This window comes from Streptococcus mitis (genome assembly GCF_003944325.1).
Classification (GTDB): domain Bacteria; phylum Bacillota; class Bacilli; order Lactobacillales; family Streptococcaceae; genus Streptococcus; species Streptococcus mitis_CW.
In genome coordinates this window covers 1-1,911 of record NZ_RJPX01000074.1, presented here as the reverse complement: position 1 = coordinate 1,911, position 1,911 = coordinate 1, and the positions used below count along the sequence as shown (strand labels likewise).

Here is a 1,911-nt window from a genome sequence, read left to right as displayed (position 1 = left end):
ATAGCACTAGTGATGGTAACACCAGATGAATTGCTGATAAGAAATCTTGGAAATGGGATGACTTTCACAAATGAGCATCATCGCGATTTGCGGCAAGGACTTATCCGCATTCCAAAATCAGAGACGAAAGAATTTGAGATTCGCAACTGGAAAAGAGCTTTTGTATTTGGCGATTTTTTGACAATTAAAACAAGCCAACATAGCTATTATTTACAGGTTAGAGATGATGGACTTCAAAAAGGAAGTCTTTCTACCAAACATTTCTCAGACTTGAAACGACAAGATTTTCTAGGATTATTGACAGATAAAAGAACATTCTGATAGACAATTGTTCAAAAAACTAACCTCTAAACATTCAAAAACCACACGGTATTCCTTTCAACTTGATTATGTTCAAGATTGGGGTTACAGTGTGGTTTTATTTAGAAGTTAGTTTTTTCTAATCTCTTTTTATCTTTCCTTCGGCTGGTAATAGGTCTCTACTTCTTTTTTGAGATGAGACAGTATAGAAGTTTCTTCGGTTAGCTCCAGAAGGGAGAAACCTTTTTGAATAAGTTTAGCATCATCCCTACAAATCCCAATACGGACATAGCAGATAGCAAGCCTATCGTAGCTTTTCTTGTTCTTGGCGTCCTCTAGTAAAGTATAGCAGATTTGCTTACACATGTTTTTGTCTTGATTGTATAAGTAGATAGTGGAAAGGTTGAGTAAAATTGCCACTCGTAATTCATATAAATGTTGAAAGTTTTTATATACTTCCAAGCGTTGCAAGATTTTTTCAGTGATGAGATGGAGGTGTTCAATGGGAAAACTGAAAAGAATGGTATTGAGGGTTTTCAGGTCACTCTCATACCATGTATCTTGTTTTTCAATTTTTTCCCAAAGTTTTGTGATAGTCTGTTTCACTTGGTCTGACAGTTGCTCTGTACCATGTTGGCGGATATGAATGACAACTTCAAGCATATCCCTGATTTCTTCTATAGGCAGGTCGTGATGGGTCTTGAGATAGTCTTGGCATTTTTGAAATAGTTTTTCGAGTTCACTAGTCCCTAGGATTGAGCTCATATTGAGATAGGTTTGCATGATTTCTGTTCGTTGGCTCGGTTGATAGAGATGGCAGATATAGTCAAACTCTTCAAAACTCATATTGATTTGCCGAAGAAGAAACTCCATATTTTCATATTTGGGAGTTACCTTGCCACTTTCAATTTTTGATAAGCTGGTTCTTGAGAGAACCTCCCCACAGACCTCTTCTTGGGTTAAGCCTTTTGACTCGCGTATTTCTTTATAGACCTTTCCGAAATCATAACGCATGCTTTTCTCCTTTTTGTGAAAAAAGTTAACAAATAATAAAATCCTATTAAACATATTGTATCATAGTAATATAAAAAGTAAAAAAGAAAACTAAAAGAAGCTTGGTGTAANTTTAAGACGGGCTTAACAGTACTATTATGTAGCTAGAAAAGGGGTGGAAAAATGTTTAAAAATAAGGAGCTTTTTCGAGTAGTCATGATATTTGTGATAGGAACTATCCTAATTTTAATGACACCAGTCTTATTTAAAGTTGTTATGGAACTATTTTAAAAATAAATATGACTCTTCTGCTTTGGGTGGAGTAGTGAATCAGGAGGTTAAGTGATGAACTACAATTTAAAATATCTTTTATCAGGAATATTTGTCCTAGTCTTTATAGGTTTCCTAGTCTGGATGCGTTATTTTAATCAGAAGAAGGAAGAGGAGCATTCAGATGTGTCTTTTGAAGCGAGGTTAGATAGTGAAGTCAAGACCTTATATAAACAACTAGGATTGGGTGAGGAACCTAACTATTTCTTAGCTTATCGCTACTTACACCCTTGGTTTAATCTAGCGATTTTACCACCAACAGTTGAAATTCTCTTAACTAAAATAGCA

The 1,911-nt window shown here is 35.1% G+C and carries 1 protein-coding gene and 2 pseudogenes; 2 read left to right on the top strand and 1 reads right to left on the bottom strand.

Annotated elements, in window-relative coordinates:
* A pseudogene (locus D8787_RS11125) lies at positions 1-321 on the top strand (hypothetical protein); the annotation flags it as partial.
* 129 nt (positions 322-450) lie between these two features.
* On the opposite strand, the gene D8787_RS11120 reads toward D8787_RS11125, so the two are convergent.
* Positions 451-1,314, bottom strand: coding sequence for a helix-turn-helix domain-containing protein (locus tag D8787_RS11120; RefSeq protein ID WP_125423852.1), 864 nt, complete (start codon positions 1,312-1,314; stop codon positions 451-453).
* Positions 1,315-1,638: 324 nt separating this feature from the next.
* On the opposite strand from D8787_RS11120, the pseudogene D8787_RS11115 reads away from it, so the two are divergent.
* Positions 1,639-1,911, top strand: a pseudogene (locus D8787_RS11115) (hypothetical protein); the annotation flags it as partial.